The following is a 13,459-nucleotide window of genomic DNA, read 5'->3' on the forward strand; positions in this document are numbered from 1 at the left end:
TACCGCCGATTTATGACAGCAATAGAGATTTTACAAAAATATTGGGGACACCAGGCTTTTAGACCTTTACAGGAAGATATTATCGCTTCCGTTTTAGAAAGGAAAGATAGTTTAGCACTTTTACCAACTGGCGGTGGAAAATCGATCTGTTTTCAAGTTCCTGCTTTGGTTAAAGAGGGGATCTGCATTGTCGTTTCGCCGTTAATTGCGCTGATGAAAGATCAGGTAGAAAATCTGAAATCCAAAGGGATTGAAGCCATTGCCATTTATGCCGGAATGGGTAAACGTGAAATCGATATCTTACTGGATAACTGTATTTACGGAAAAATTAAGTTTCTTTATTTATCCCCAGAGCGCTTATTGTCTGATTTGGTACGGGTTCGTATTTCTTACATGAATGTGAGCCTGATTGCGGTAGACGAGGCGCATTGTATTTCTCAATGGGGTTACGATTTTCGCCCGCCATATCAACAGATTTCCAAACTCCGCGAAATTCTGCCGAATGTCCCTGTTTTAGCGCTTACCGCAACAGCTACCGAATTTGTTCGAAAAGATATTATAGAAAAACTGGAAATGAAAGACCCTCAGGTTTTTGTTAAAAGTTTTGCCAGGGATAATTTAAGTTACGTAGTTTTTGGTAACGAAGACAAGTATAAAAAACTAATTGATATTTGCCGCAATGTAAAGGGAACAGGGCTCGTTTATGTGCGCAACCGCAGAGAAACTGCCGAAGTCGCTAATTTTTTAAACAGAAACCAGATCAAGGCCGATTATTATCACGCAGGACTGGAAAGAGACATTCGTTTTCAAAAACAGGAAGACTGGAAACAAAACAAAACCCGGATCATGGTGGCTACCAATGCCTTTGGCATGGGTATAGATAAAGCCGACGTTCGCTTTGTGGTGCATTTAGATTTACCAGAAAGTTTGGAGGCTTATTACCAGGAAGCAGGCAGGGCAGGGCGCGACGAAAAGCGAAGTTATGCCGTACTGCTAGCCCATCAGGCTGATATTTTAGGACTGGAATCTAGATATCTTGATAGTTATCCATCTCCTGATGAAATCAGAAAAACCTATCATTACCTCGGCAATTATTTCCAACTGGCATTTGGTGCAGGCGAAGGTTTAACCTTTACCTTTGATATCGCTGATTTCTGCAAAAGGTTTAATATTAGTGTTTTAAAAACAATTTCAGCACTGAAGTTTTTAGAACATGACGGTTATCTTACCTTATCTGAAAGTGTTTTCCTTCCATCAAGAATGATGTTTATTGCCAGTCATGAAGATATTTACCGCTTTCAGATCGAAAATAAAGCTTACGATGGGATTATAAAGACGATTTTGCGTTCGCATGGCGGAGCTTTTGACGGTTTTGTTAAGATTAATGAAGCTGACTTAGCCAAAAGAACAGGGTTGTCTTATAAAGAGATTGTTGCTTTATTGAATAAGTTGCATACCATCGAATTGCTTACGTATATTCAACAGACCGATCAACCACAGTTACAATATGTTAGGCCAAGGGTAGATATGGATCATTTTGACCTGGATGTAAAATATCTCGAACTGAGAAAAGAAATCTTACATAAACAGATTAACGCGGTGGTGGGTTACGCTTCGTCTAATTTATGCAGAAGCATTCAGCTACTCAATTATTTTGACGAACCCCACGCTACGAAATGCGGCGTTTGCGATGTTTGTTTAGCTGAAAAAAGAGCTGAAAACCATAACCAAATGAGCGAAGAAATTGAATATGAAATTGTTTCTTTACTCCAACAACAGCCTTTAAGCCTTGATGATCTGGTCATCAACATTAAAAATGGTGCAGATGCGGAAAGAATTGATACAATAAGGGAATTATTAGATGCAGGTAAGATTAAAACAGATGGAAAGAAGTATTATCTTTAGCGAGTACAAACAAAAATGTATTTATGATTAGTCGTGAAACGGAGCTAATAGCAAAGATAGATTTACATAGTGGAAGACGTGATTTTTCTGAAAATAAGAATTATGTTGAGTTCTCATTTTATGCGTGTTTTTACGAGCTGTTGAACGTTGAAAACTCATATTGGGAAACAAATCTTAATGGAAACGAGATTTTTGAAATTTTAACATCATTGAATGTAGATGTGAGTAGAGATTTTTTGATCAAACGATATAATGATCAAATTAATAACGACGTAGAAGTATTTCATGCCGATTGCGATGAGCAGGTATTTGCTTTTTTTGATTTAGAGAAAGAAGAAACGGATCAAAATGATATGTTTTTTTTCGGCTTAAGATGTCTTAAAAAGGAAGAACCTATAGTAAATTAAAAACTTTTAAAGATTTATAGGCAATTAATGACCTCATCTCCGTTTGAATTTGATATTTTGAATCATAGACTTTATAATAAGACTTTTCGGAGCTATTTCTATTTTTATGATCGAAATTATAATCAATACAAGAGACAAATCCACCACCATAACCTTACTACTAGTTAATGATAACAAAAAACAATAAGAAAACCATCCGTTCGTGGGCATTCTTCGATTGGGCAAACTCGGCCTATAACCTGGTCATTACTTCTACCATTTTTCCGGCTTATTATACTATTATTACCACCACTAAAGAACATGGCGATAAAGTGCAGTTTTTTGGCAGAACTTATATCAATACCTCACTTTCTAATTATGCCCTGTCGTTTGCCTATCTGATTATGGCTTTTGCATTGCCAATGCTTTCGTCTATTGCCGATAGAAGGGGCAATAAAAAATCCTTTATGAAATTTTTTACTTATATGGGTGGTTTAGCCTGTATCGGTTTGTATTTTTTTAAACTCAATACACTCGAAATGAGCATTATTCTATTTGCATTGGCAGCAATGGGATATATTGGAGGAGTATTATTTAGCAACTCTTATCTGCCAGAAATAGCAACTGAAGAACACCAGGATCGTGTAAGTGCGCAAGGTTTTTCATATGGATATATTGGTTCGGTTTTACTTCAACTGATTTGTTTTCTGTTCGTGTTAAAGCCAGAATGGTTTGGTATTACTGATGCCTCATTCCCACCCAGGTTATCCTTTTTATTGGTTGGGGTTTGGTGGATCGGTTTCTCCCAGATTCCTTTTTCGGTACTTCCAAATGGAACACCTCAACACGATAAAGTAAAAACGAATATTCTTAAAGATGGCTTTAGTGAATTATCGAAAGTTTGGGCACAGGTAAAACAAATGAAAGTTTTAAAAGGATTTTTAGTTTCGTTTTTTTTCTACTCTATGGGCGTGCAGACCATTATGCTTGCTGCTGCTGGTTTCGCTGAAAAAACATTAAAACTAGGTACCGCAAAACTTATTGCCGTGATATTGATTATTCAATTGGTCGCCATTCCCGGAGCAATGTTGATGTCGTTTCTCGCAAAAAAAATAGGCAATATAAACGTACTGATTATGGTTGTTTTAGTGTGGATAGGCTGTTGTGTTTATGGCTATTACATTACAAACGAATACCAGTTTTATTCATTGGCAGCAATTGTGGGGTTAATTATGGGCGGAATTCAATCTTTATCGCGTTCTACTTACTCTAAATACCTACCGGTTGATACAAAGGATAGTACTTCATTTTTTAGTTTTTATGATGTAACTGAGAAATTGGCAATTGTAATTGGTCTTTTCAGTTTTGCATACATTGAAGATTTAACTGGAAATATTCGCTACTCTATTATAGCTTTGGCATCATTTTTTATTGTTGGATTAGTTCTTTTAGTGCTTCTAAGAAAAAACGAACAGAAAGAATCGCTAAAATTGTAAGTTTGCAGTCGTTAAGAATATGATGAAAGTAGAATTATTTGTGCCTTGTTTTGTAGATCAGCTTTATCCTGAAACCGCTTTTAATACTTTAAGGTTATTAGAAAAATCAGGATGCGATGTAACCTACAATTCTAAACAGACCTGTTGTGGGCAACCAGCATACAATGCGGGTTACTGGGATGAAGCTAAAGAAGTAGGCACTAAGTTTTTGAGCGATTTTACTGAAAACACTTATGTAGTAGCCCCATCGGCATCGTGTGTAGGCATGGTGAAAGGTGGATTTAATGATCTGTTTACAAATACCATTGTTCACAACAAATGCCGAAATCTGCAATCGAACATATGGGAACTTTCTGATTTTCTGGTAAATGTGGCTAAAAAGGATTATTTCGGTGCTGAACTAGAAGGCAAAGCTGTTTATCACGATTCTTGCAGTGCTTTACGCGAGTGTAAAATCAAAGATGAGCCCCGCCTGTTGCTTTCAAAAGTACATGGCTTGGAAATGATCGAGATGGAAGATACCGATATGTGCTGTGGTTTCGGTGGAACATTTGCAGTTAAGTTCGATGCCATTTCATCAGCTATGGCGGAGCAAAAAGTTAATCATGCATTGGCACAGCAGGCAGATTATATCATATCTACAGATCTATCTTGCCTTTTGCACCTACAGGGTTATATTGATAAAAATAATTTGGCCATTAAAACCATGCATATTGCCGATGTATTGTGCAACGGTTGGTTGGAAAGTACGGAATATTAACCCCAATTCTTAAAAAAGGAAACTTTCCGACTTAGTTTATCATAATTGTTTTTAGGAAAGCAATTGTAGAAGCCTGTAGGCTAGAGCAGCCCCGCTCTCGCTTCTGCTCCGATGAAAAAAACGGGAGCATTCCGCTTTGATCCGGGTTTAGTCGGCGTAGATAGTGCTGCTATTAAGAGTAAAATAAACCCGACCGACAGCGTTATCCCGATTAAGGATCAGTTTTAAATTAAGGTGTTTTTTCGGGATTAAGCAGAGGGCGGGACTGTAGCAACCCAAGAACTACTGGCATTGCTTTCCTAATAAAAGGATTAGGCATTGTAATATTTAAATTACCTTCAGCCTAAATCTACGTTTAAATGAGCTAAACGTAATCTTTAACACAATTTAACACGTTTTACTTTACAAACTACAATATCTTTGTTAAACCTTTTTAGGGCGACCATATCTAACAATCAAAACAAAATCATAATGGAAACTGTCAAGAGTTATCATGACAGCATTTCAGTTAAAACAAAACTAAAAAAATGAAAAAAATAATCTTCGCTTTACTAGGAGTTTTATCATTTGCATCTGTTGCAAATGCGCAGCAGAAAAAAACTTCGGGGGCCATACAGTTCGAAAATACGATCGATCCGGCTGCAATGGCTTCAGCAAGTGGCATACAGTTAACCGACCAAATGAAAGCCAGGATGCCTTCTACAAGTAAAAGTAATTTCGAATTATTGTTTACAGCTACAAATGCCAGTTACATGCCGGTTGAAGAAACCGAAGATAGCAATGGTGCAGGTGGCGGCGGCGGTGGAATGGGCCGTATGATGATGCGTTTTGGCGGCGCAGGTGGTAACCGCGAGTACTATTATGTTTTTGCCGACAAAAGCTTAACAGAAGTTTTTGACTTAAACGACACTACTTATTATATGCCGAGTAAATTAACGCTGTCTACTTCTGGTCCGATCAGCTCATTCAGAATGGGAGGTGGAAACCCGAACGATACAACCAAGGCAAAACCTGCTGCTCCAACCATTGAAGTGGTTAAAACGGATTCTACCAAGCAGATTTTAGGATTTACCTGTCACCAGGCAATTGTAAGGTCTACCAGGGCCATTAAAATTTTAGACATGGATAAAAACGTGGTGGAAGAAACCAAAATCTGGTATACCAAAGATCTGGGCTTCGATTTTTCTCCAAACCCCAACATGTGGACGGAAGGTGCGGTTTTGGCCATTGAGGGACGGGGTAACAGTTCTATTGCCAAAAGCATAGAATATAGGAACGTAAGTTCGAAAGATGTAACCGCGCCTAAAAAAGCGAAACTGATTACTGCTGAAGAGTATAAAACTAAGATGGAGAACACAATGAAACGTTTTAGACAGAACAGACCTGGTGGTGGACAAGTAAGAGCATTTGGAATAAATTAATTAAGACCACCATAATTGTTTTATTTAGCCCTGAATCTGAAGCATTCAGGGCTTTTTTTGTATCATTTTTGAAAAGGTTTGCTTTAGTTTTTGCATATAAACTGAGAATAACTATTATTGGAATTAAATATAACCTAGCCAAAAGTGATTACAGCAGAGAACAAAACAAATTTATTAGCAACCAAGCAACATTTCGAAATTTTAGATGGATTAAGGGGGATAGCGGCTATTGTAGTGGTAATTTATCACTTTATGGAAATCGCGATTACGAATTATAATAAAAATTTTCTTTCACATGGTTTTCTTGCTGTAGACTTTTTTTTCTGTTTGTCGGGTTTTGTAATTGCCTATGCTTATGATAGCCGCGCGCCACATATCGGGATTATACAGTTCTTTAAATTAAGGCTTATCCGTTTGCATCCGCTGGTGCTTATCGGTTCCATTTTAGGACTGATCACATTTCTGATCGATCCATATAGCGATCTTTATGAGGTTTATGGATTTGGGAAAACCTTTCTTTTATTTTTATCCTCAGCTTTTTTGATTCCTTATCCGGCCATGCCCGAGCGGTATACCAACTTATTCTGTTTAAATGCACCGGCCTGGTCGTTGTTTTGGGAATATATTGCCAATATCTTTTATATTTTAGTGCTTTATCGTTTAGGTAAAAAATCACTGATCGCTCTGGTTGTTATAGGTGCTGTATGCCTCTGTTATGTTGCAGTTCGTGCTACCAATGTAGGCGGTGGCTGGGGCGGACAAAATTTTTGGGATGGTGGAGCGCGTGTACTGTATTCTTTTACAGTTGGTATGCTGGTTTACCGTTTCAATTGGATCATCAAAAATAAACTTGGTTTTTTAGGTATGATTGTGCTTTTGCTCGCAGCCTTTTTAGTTCCTTTTAATGACAAATACAATTTTATTACCGAACCTATACTCGTACTATTTTACTTTCCATTTTTAGTAGCATTAGGTGCAGGTACAACACTAAACCCATCGTTTAAAAAAATCTGTAATCTCTCAGGCGAAATATCATACCCGCTTTATATGGTACATTATCCATTTGTATGGATATTTTTAACCTATGTAGCCGAAGTTCAGCCAGCAGCATCCTCACTTTGGGTCATTATCCCGGTTTCGGTAACCCTATTGGTGTTACTGGCTTATTTAATCATGAAATTTGTCGATATCCCATTACGTAAATACCTTAAACGAAAATTTTTAAACGATCATAGCATATGAAATCATTAAAGCTTGTACTGCTCTTTTTTCCATTAAGTTTATTGTTCAGCTGCACATCGTCAACGAGCGATTATGCCTATAACGAAAAAGTAACTTCTATTTTTTTAAGCCAGATGAAGCAGATCGATGAAACGGATAGCGTTTTTAAGGATACTTCCACCGTATACATAAAGGGATTTCCTGATTCTGTTTCCCTATCAAACAAAGCAGATAATCTGGTAAATAATTCAAGAACGGAACTTGCTAATGTTGCAGATCTGAAACCAAGTAAAGCCGCCGGAAAATTTAATGATGGGGTAGTAGCCTACCTCACGGCCATAAACGATTATGGAAAAACAGCACAGGAAATGTTACGGGCAAAAAACATTGACGAAAAGAAAAAACTGCATGATCAACTTAAGTTAAAGTATGAAAAGCTGAATACTTATCCAGATCGTTTATTGGCGATACAAAAAACATACCTCAGCGAAGTGGGCCTTCAACCCAGATAGATTTCAAGTTTATCTATCAAATGCGGTATAAAAATCGTATCTTTGCACAAAATAGAATCACATTGTAAGTGATCTTTAAAACTTTTTTAATTAAAATTTAAATCATAGTTGTAGATGATTAACATTACTTTACCTGACGGTTCTGTCCGTCAGTACGAAAAGGGTACTTCTGCCCATCAAATTGCACTGTCAATTTCTGAGGGCTTAGCCCGTAACGTTTTAGCCGCCGAGGTTAATGGCGAGGTTTGGGATTCAACAAGACCAATCGAATCTGATTCTTCAGTGAAATTGTTGACCTGGAATGATGCCGCTGGAAAATCAACTTTCTGGCATTCATCTGCCCACTTAATGGCTGAGGCTTTAGAAGCACTTTATCCGGGTACCAAATTTGGTATCGGTCCGGCAATCGAAACTGGTTTTTATTATGATGTAGACTTTGGCGACCGCGAATTTTCTTCGGATGATTTCAAAGCTATTGAAACCAAAATGATCGAACTGGCCAAACAAAAGGAAACTTTTGTACGAGAAAGTGTAAGCAAAACTGATGCAGTAAAATATTTTACAGAAAAAGGCGATGAGTATAAATTGGATTTAATTGACGGCCTTGAGGATGGTAAAATTACTTTCTATACCCAAGGTTCATTTACCGATTTATGCCGTGGTCCACATATTCCGAATACTGGTTTTGTAAAAGCAGTAAAACTGATGAATGTGGCAGGTGCTTACTGGCGTGGCGATGAGACTAAAAAGCAGTTAACCCGTATTTATGGTGTAACTTTTCCTAAAGCGAGTGAGCTTACTGAATATCTTTTAATGATTGAGGAAGCAAAAAAACGCGATCACCGTAAATTAGGAAAAGAGTTAGAGTTATTTGCTTTCTCAGAAAAAGTAGGAATGGGCCTACCTTTATGGTTGCCTAAAGGAACTGCCTTGCGCGAGCGTTTAGTGAATTTTTTAACTAAAGCACAGGCTAAAGCAGGTTACGAGCAAGTAGTAACACCACATATTGGCCATAAAAACTTATATGTAACCTCAGGTCACTGGGAGAAATACGGTAAAGATTCTTTCCAGCCGATAAAAACGCCGCAAGAAGGAGAGGAGTTCTTCTTAAAGCCGATGAACTGCCCACACCACTGTGAGATTTACAAAACAAAACCACGTTCTTACAAAGACCTTCCTGTTCGTTTTGCAGAGTTTGGTACCGTATACCGCTACGAGCAAAGTGGCGAGTTGCATGGTTTAACCCGTGTGCGTGGCTTTACTCAGGATGACGCGCACTTATTCTGTATGCCAGAGCAGGTTAAAGACGAGTTTAAAAAAGTAATCGATTTAGTGCTTTACGTATTTAAATCGTTAGGTTTTGATAACTATACTGCACAGGTATCATTAAGAGATCCGGAGAACAAAGCAAAATACATTGGTTCTGATGAAAATTGGAGACTATCTGAAAATGCAATTATCGAAGCTGCTGCAGAAAAAGGATTAAATACTGTTGTAGAATATGGCGAAGCTGCTTTCTATGGACCTAAGCTCGATTTTATGGTGAAGGATGCTTTAGGTAGAAAATGGCAATTAGGTACTATCCAAGTTGATTATAATTTACCAGAGCGCTTCGAATTGGAGTATACTGGTAGCGATAACCAAAAGCATAGACCAGTAATGATTCACCGTGCACCATTTGGTTCGTTAGAAAGATTTATTGCTGTCTTAATCGAACACTGTGCAGGCAACTTCCCGTTATGGTTAAGCCCAGAGCAATTTATAGTTCTTCCTATTTCAGAAAAATACGAAGAATATGCAAAAAAAGTTTTAGATGAACTAAATAATTCCGATATTCGCGGGCTGATTGACTTTCGAGATGAGAAAATCGGTCGCAAAATACGCGATTCGGAAGTTAAAAAGATTCCATACATGCTCATTATCGGTGATAAAGAAATGGCAGAAGGAAAAGTTTCTGTCCGTAAACATGGTGAGGGAGATTTAGGCGAAATGACGTTGGAAGAGTTCAACAATTTATTAAGAAGAGAAATAACAGTTTAAATTAAATAGTACAAATTTGGCATTAGGAAGACCAGGATTTAACAGGGGACCACGTCCACCTTTTAAGAAAAAAGAAGCAGAGCATAACATTAATCAGTATATTAAATCGCCCGAAGTGCGTTTAGCTGGCGATAATGTTGAACCGGGGATTTATCCTTTGGCAAAAGCTTTGGCACTTGCTGATGAACTGGAATTGGATTTGGTGGAAATATCGCCAAATGCCGTACCACCAGTTTGTAGAATTATTGATTACAGTAAATTTGTTTACGAGCAAAAGAAAAAGCAGAAAGAAATTAAAGCTAATGCGAAACAAACTGTAATTAAGGAAATCCGTTTTGGTCCTAACACGAACGACCATGATTTCCAATTTAAACTGAAGCATGCAGTAAGCTTTTTAGAGAACGGAGAAAAAGTTAGGGCTTACGTGCATTTTAAAGGTAGAGCAATTGTTTACAAAGAGCAGGGAGAAATTTTGTTATTAAAGTTTGCCCAGGCTTTAGAAGATGTAGGAAAGGTAGAGTTGTTACCTAAGTTAGAAGGTAAACGTATGTTCCTTACAGTTGCGCCTAAAGTAGCAAAAAAATAAAAACAATTTTATAAATTAAATAACAGGTTATGCCAAAAATGAAAACCAATTCCAGTGCTAAAAAGCGTTTTTCGCTTACTGGAACAGGTAAAATCAAAAGAAACAAAGCATACAAAAGTCACATCTTAACCAAGATGAGTACTAAACGTAAACGTGCGCTTGGAAATGCAGGAATTGTAACAGATGCAGATTCAGGTAACGTAAAACGTATGCTTTGCATCGGAAAGTAAATTCATTAATTTCACCAGGTATCAGGCATTAAAGCTCCTTAAATGGACGCCGCTTACCAAAAAACAACAACAACATGCCACGTTCGGTAAACGCAGTAGCTTCGAGAAGAAGAAGAAAAAAGATCCTTAATTTAGCCAAAGGTTATTGGGGAGCAAGAAGTAAGGTTTATACTGTTGCTAAAAACACAGTAGAAAAAGGTTTGCAATATGCATACCGTGACCGTAAAGTTAAGAAAAGAGAATTCCGCGGATTGTGGATCCAACGTATCAACGCTGGTGCACGTCAACACGGTATTTCTTACTCTCAATTAATCGGTAAATTAGCTTCTAAAGAAATCGGTTTAAACCGTAAAGTATTGGCTGATTTAGCAATGAATCACCCAGAAGCTTTCAAAGCTGTAATTGATGCAGTAAAATAGAAATTTTCGCTCAGGCGATAATCATATTTAAAAAAGGTTCAGATTTTACATTGGAACCTTTTTTTATGCAATTAACTTTGATCATCCGTTTCGGCATCAGGCGCGTTCTTCTTAACCGATTCTATGCCGTTATCTCTGGCCGATGTACTTTCGTACATTTCGCTCGAACCTATAATTTGCCCGTTTGTAGCTTTTAAGTTAAAATAATGTTTGCCATTCTTCGAGGTCTTTCGCTCAAACTTCGAGTCGTCTTGTCCATTCTTTTTAACAGATTCTATTCCGTTTTCACAGCTCGATTTTGCAGCATAACCTTCGCTTGCTAAAATAACCTGGCCATTACCGGCTTTCAGATTAAACTGATATTCACCGTTAGTTCTTTTAGTAATCACAAATTTTCCCATAGTGCTGATTTTTAATTATTTGGTTAGATGATTTATACTTAAAGTTATAAAAGTTTATAAGTAAAATCAATAGGGTGGCGGTAAATTAAAGATTAGTTAATCTGAAGTGTTATAGATCGTCATTCCCGCGAAGGCGGGAATCTTAAGTCGTTATGCTTTAAGATTCCCAATCAAGTTGGGAATGACGATTTTTTTATATTAGTATAATCCCAGTTCTGCTAAGCTGGCAAACTGAAGGCCATCCTGTGCCGAATTGGCAATAATTTTAAAGTACTGGAAAGTTTTGGCACTGCCAAAATCAAAATATTGTGGTCCGTTAACATTTTGGGCTACATAATTATTTACTGAGGTAAAGTTAACGCCATCTGTACTGGTTAACAGCTCGAAATTTTTAATGGCCCTGCTTAAACCACTTCTTTGCGTTAAGCTTAAACCTGTAGCCGTTTTTGAAGCACCTAAATTAATGACCACATTATGCGGATAGGTAGCAGCAGTACCAGTCCAGCGAGAATGCCAGTATGTACTTGCATTTCCATCAATTAATCTAATTGCCCGGCCGTTTGTTGCACCTTCGCCACTGGTTTCTTCTGAACTAAATGAGGCAATACTCCATCCGGTTTTACTTAGCTCGTTCTTAGTTGAGAAACCTAACACGGGCAAGCCTCCTGAAAAAGTATAAGCATAAATCTGTTCGGTTACTGTACCATTATCGTGTACCAGTTTCACTTTCAGCTCATAAGGAATACCATCGGCTTTTTCCTGTAAATCGGCAATTGGCATTACCACTCTAAAGCTATCGGTGCCAATTTTTTTCGATTCCCAGGTAATGGCATTGTAATCCTTATTTACGCCTGTACCTTCGTTATTTACGTTTGGATCGTTGTAATATAATATACTGGTTACATTACCTGTTGATGTAAATTTTCCAGACACCACTATTGATGCCAGGCCACTATCGTAACTGGCATAAATTTTCGGGATAGTGGTGGTAACAGAACCGTAGTAGGTATTAGAGTTGTTGTTAAAAACTTGGTTAGCGTTTAAAATAGCCGCATCGGCAGCGGTTAAAAACGTAGGGCTTTTACCTAACGCTCCGTTACCTGCCCACATTAATGCCATACCCAGCGTAGAATTTTCTGAAACTTTTTGCCTGTTGTGTGGTAAATTTAAGCCATGGCCCAACTCATGCACCATACCTCCAAACCAAACGCTGAAACGATTACCTACAGTTGTATTTAAACCAAGGTTGGCAATGTCCATTTCTTCGTAATCAAGGGCATAACACCAACGCCCGGTACCGTAAAACGGACCACCGCTTGGGGTACCATTTGAGCCTATGGAGTATCTTGGTATAATAATTAGTGTATGATCGCTGGTTTTATCGGCCGGGTGCGCAGCAAAATAAGCATTTACTTCGCTGGCTACAGCGCCAGAACCGCCCGAGTAAGGATAACTACTTTTCGGCAAGCTTCCTCTAATAGTAAGAATTTTTACACCGCCAGAACCATCATCGGCCAAACCGAAGGTTTTGTTACCATAGCCATTCCGGTTCATTTCCTGTTTGTACCAGTCCTGGGTCCATAGTAGAAGATCACTTAGTCTTTTACGGTAACCGGCTAGGGTATCTAGGTCGTTAGGCACAAAATACACCACATTTACATTGCGGGTTTGCGTAATAATGTTTGCTGTAGCCATTTTATGACTCAGGGTAGGCGTTTTTTCCTCAGGTTGTAAGGTTTCGGCCTTTTTACAAGATAAGGCAAACAGATAGGCGGAGACAAGGCCTGCAAAAAGTAGACTGTTTTTTTTCATTAGATAATTTTTAGTTTAGGAATTGATAATATGCAATTGGTTAATAATGCCTTGTTTAACTTGCTGACCTCAGCCACATGTACTGGCCTTCATAAGTAGAAGGTCACATCAATATTTGCCAAGCCTGGCCGCTATCCCTCAATATTTAATTAAAAATGAAGCGTAATCAGTTAGTTCTCTTTGTTTTGTAATCCTTAAGTTACAAAGAGTAATTATACACTGTTAAAATAAATCAGCGCAAACGTTTGTGTTGTAATTGTCAGAAATACA

General features: G+C 37.9%; 13 protein-coding genes. 11 read left to right on the forward strand and 2 right to left on the reverse strand.

Annotated elements, in window-relative coordinates; genetic code table 11:
* Nucleotides 1-12 precede the first annotated feature (12 nt).
* The 11 genes from HDC90_RS01660 (at nucleotide 13) to rplT (ending at nucleotide 10,976) form a co-directional block, all read left to right on the forward strand.
* The gene (locus HDC90_RS01660) at nucleotides 13-1,905 is read left to right on the forward strand and encodes an ATP-dependent DNA helicase RecQ (RefSeq protein ID WP_184463219.1); all 1,893 of its coding nucleotides are present in this window, start codon (nucleotides 13-15) and stop codon (nucleotides 1,903-1,905) included.
* A 23-nt stretch (nucleotides 1,906-1,928) separates the two neighbouring features.
* Nucleotides 1,929-2,312, forward strand: coding sequence for a hypothetical protein (locus HDC90_RS01665; RefSeq protein ID WP_184463221.1), 384 nt, complete (start codon nucleotides 1,929-1,931; stop codon nucleotides 2,310-2,312).
* A 167-nt stretch (nucleotides 2,313-2,479) separates the two neighbouring features.
* On the forward strand, nucleotides 2,480-3,787 hold the full coding sequence (locus HDC90_RS01670) for an MFS transporter (RefSeq protein ID WP_184463223.1): 1,308 nt from the start codon (nucleotides 2,480-2,482) through the stop codon (nucleotides 3,785-3,787).
* A gap of 22 nt (nucleotides 3,788-3,809) precedes the next feature.
* The gene (locus HDC90_RS01675; protein ID WP_184463590.1) at nucleotides 3,810-4,547 is read left to right on the forward strand and encodes a (Fe-S)-binding protein; all 738 of its coding nucleotides are present in this window, start codon (nucleotides 3,810-3,812) and stop codon (nucleotides 4,545-4,547) included.
* 527 nt (nucleotides 4,548-5,074) lie between these two features.
* Nucleotides 5,075-5,968 carry a hypothetical protein gene (locus tag HDC90_RS01680; protein WP_184463225.1) on the forward strand — a complete coding sequence of 298 codons (894 nt, stop codon included), beginning with the start codon at nucleotides 5,075-5,077 and terminating at the stop codon, nucleotides 5,966-5,968.
* Between the two features lie 144 nt (nucleotides 5,969-6,112).
* Entirely contained in the window at nucleotides 6,113-7,210 is a 1,098-nt protein-coding gene (locus HDC90_RS01685; protein ID WP_184463227.1) for an acyltransferase, read from the forward strand.
* Nucleotides 7,207-7,701 (forward strand): hypothetical protein, encoded by a 495-nt coding sequence (locus tag HDC90_RS01690; protein ID WP_184463229.1) that lies wholly within the window; start codon nucleotides 7,207-7,209, stop codon nucleotides 7,699-7,701. Before HDC90_RS01685 ends, HDC90_RS01690 begins: the two co-directional genes overlap by 4 nt.
* A 114-nt stretch (nucleotides 7,702-7,815) precedes the next feature.
* Entirely contained in the window at nucleotides 7,816-9,741 is a 1,926-nt protein-coding gene (gene thrS, locus HDC90_RS01695) for a threonine--tRNA ligase (protein ID WP_184463232.1), read from the forward strand.
* A gap of 16 nt (nucleotides 9,742-9,757) precedes the next feature.
* Nucleotides 9,758-10,327: a translation initiation factor IF-3 gene (infC, locus tag HDC90_RS01700; protein WP_051691975.1), complete on the forward strand. Its 570-nt coding sequence runs from the start codon at nucleotides 9,758-9,760 to the stop codon at nucleotides 10,325-10,327.
* A 29-nt stretch (nucleotides 10,328-10,356) separates the two neighbouring features.
* Nucleotides 10,357-10,557 (forward strand): 50S ribosomal protein L35, encoded by a 201-nt coding sequence (gene rpmI / locus HDC90_RS01705; protein ID WP_010600880.1) that lies wholly within the window; start codon nucleotides 10,357-10,359, stop codon nucleotides 10,555-10,557.
* Between the two features lie 74 nt (nucleotides 10,558-10,631).
* Entirely contained in the window at nucleotides 10,632-10,976 is a 345-nt protein-coding gene (gene rplT, locus HDC90_RS01710) for a 50S ribosomal protein L20 (protein WP_025144714.1), read from the forward strand.
* A 71-nt stretch (nucleotides 10,977-11,047) separates the two neighbouring features.
* On the opposite strand, the gene HDC90_RS01715 is transcribed toward rplT, so the two are convergent.
* Both HDC90_RS01715 and HDC90_RS01720 read right to left on the reverse strand, forming a co-directional pair.
* Complete coding sequence (locus HDC90_RS01715) at nucleotides 11,048-11,377, reverse strand: YegP family protein (protein WP_184463233.1); 330 nt, start codon at nucleotides 11,375-11,377, stop codon at nucleotides 11,048-11,050.
* Between the two features lie 198 nt (nucleotides 11,378-11,575).
* The gene (locus HDC90_RS01720) at nucleotides 11,576-13,189 is read right to left on the reverse strand and encodes a discoidin domain-containing protein (protein WP_184463235.1); all 1,614 of its coding nucleotides are present in this window, start codon (nucleotides 13,187-13,189) and stop codon (nucleotides 11,576-11,578) included.
* Nucleotides 13,190-13,459: the final 270 nt, after the last annotated feature.

It is taken from the genome of Pedobacter sp. AK013 (assembly GCF_014205835.1).
Taxonomy (GTDB): domain Bacteria; phylum Bacteroidota; class Bacteroidia; order Sphingobacteriales; family Sphingobacteriaceae; genus Pedobacter.

Bases quoted from the DNA above. Each gene is read 5' to 3' on its own strand.
- HDC90_RS01660 (WP_184463219.1), top strand. From the start codon at position 13: ATGACAGCAATAGAGATTTTACAAAAATATTGGGGACACCAGGCTTTT.
- HDC90_RS01665 (WP_184463221.1), top strand. From the start codon at position 1,929: ATGATTAGTCGTGAAACGGAGCTAATAGCAAAGATAGATTTACATAGT.
- HDC90_RS01670 (WP_184463223.1), top strand. From the start codon at position 2,480: ATGATAACAAAAAACAATAAGAAAACCATCCGTTCGTGGGCATTCTTC.
- HDC90_RS01675 (WP_184463590.1), top strand. From the start codon at position 3,810: ATGAAAGTAGAATTATTTGTGCCTTGTTTTGTAGATCAGCTTTATCCT.
- HDC90_RS01680 (WP_184463225.1), top strand. From the start codon at position 5,075: ATGAAAAAAATAATCTTCGCTTTACTAGGAGTTTTATCATTTGCATCT.
- HDC90_RS01690 (WP_184463229.1), top strand. From the start codon at position 7,207: ATGAAATCATTAAAGCTTGTACTGCTCTTTTTTCCATTAAGTTTATTG.
- thrS (WP_184463232.1), top strand. From the start codon at position 7,816: ATGATTAACATTACTTTACCTGACGGTTCTGTCCGTCAGTACGAAAAG.
- rpmI (WP_010600880.1), top strand. From the start codon at position 10,357: ATGCCAAAAATGAAAACCAATTCCAGTGCTAAAAAGCGTTTTTCGCTT.
- rplT (WP_025144714.1), top strand. From the start codon at position 10,632: ATGCCACGTTCGGTAAACGCAGTAGCTTCGAGAAGAAGAAGAAAAAAG.
- HDC90_RS01715 (WP_184463233.1), bottom strand. From the start codon at position 11,377: ATGGGAAAATTTGTGATTACTAAAAGAACTAACGGTGAATATCAGTTT.
- HDC90_RS01720 (WP_184463235.1), bottom strand. From the start codon at position 13,189: ATGAAAAAAAACAGTCTACTTTTTGCAGGCCTTGTCTCCGCCTATCTG.